The 313-nt window shown below is 59.4% G+C and carries 1 protein-coding gene; it reads right to left on the bottom strand.

Features of this window, described 5'->3' with window-relative positions:
* A partial coding sequence (locus ACXAGJ_RS24770; RefSeq protein ID WP_474843885.1) for a hypothetical protein occupies nucleotides 1-313 on the bottom strand: 313 nt, incomplete at both ends.

The raw sequence follows: 313 nt of genomic DNA, 5'->3' as shown, positions 1-313 counted from the left end.
CCGGTTGCTCCAGTAGCACCTGTTGGTCCTTGCGCACCGGTTGCTCCAGTAGCACCCGTCGGCCCTTGTGCACCAGTTGCACCTGTATTTCCTGTTGGTCCTTGTGCACCGGTTGCTCCAGTCGCACCTGTTGGTCCTTGCGCTCCAGTAGCTCCAGTAGCACCTGTCGGTCCTTGCGCACCGGTTGCTCCAGTATTACCTGTCGGTCCTTGTGCTCCAGTGGCACCTGTATTTCCTGTTGGTCCTTGTGCACCGGTTGCTCCAGTCGCACCTGTTGGTCCTTGCGCTCCAGTAGCTCCAGTAGCACCTGTCG

This window comes from Aquimarina sp. AWH4_224 (assembly GCF_056160245.1).
Note: the sequence above shows the minus strand (reverse complement) of the source record. Positions and strands in the feature narration are given on the sequence as shown.